The organism is Arthrobacter sp. SPT-J7 (assembly GCF_059089965.1).
On the sequence record NZ_JBNHFF010000565.1, the window covers coordinates 1 to 474 of the forward strand.

At 61.0% G+C, this 474-nt stretch carries 1 protein-coding gene; it reads right to left on the reverse strand.

Going from position 1 to position 474, the window contains the following annotated elements:
• On the reverse strand, positions 1–464 hold a 464-nt coding region (locus AC5RWX_RS34290), incomplete at its 3' end, for an FAD-binding domain-containing protein (RefSeq protein ID WP_494100578.1).
• Between the last annotated feature and the right edge of the window lie 10 nt (positions 465–474).

Here is a 474-nt window from a genome sequence, read left to right on the forward strand (position 1 = left end):
TCCCCCGCCGGCAGATCCGACATTTTACGGAGGTAGTTGCTGCCGGAAACGTAGGGTTTCGTTGTAATCAGCTCCCCAGCAGCGAACTGGCTCATCGCATACACGTTGGGCACCATCACCCAGTCGTACGCGTCGATGAAGAGTTCCATGAACCATTCGTAGACGTCGTCGGGATGGATCCGCAGCAGGGCCATCGCGTTGCCCAGGACCATCAATCGTTCAATGTGATGGGCATACCCGGTGGCAAGGACGCGGCCAATCACTATGTCCACAGGCGCAAGCCCCGTACTGGCATCCCACCACCCGTCCCCCAGTTCGTTCCGGTGATTCAACCGGTTGGCGGTGCGCATCTGCCGGCCGTGGGTCCGGTACGTGGCGCGCATGTACTCCCGCCAGCCGACAACTTGGCGCACGAAACCCTCAAGGGAGGCAATCGGAATATCCGGCCCTGCACCCTCGAGCACCTCCTTCAGG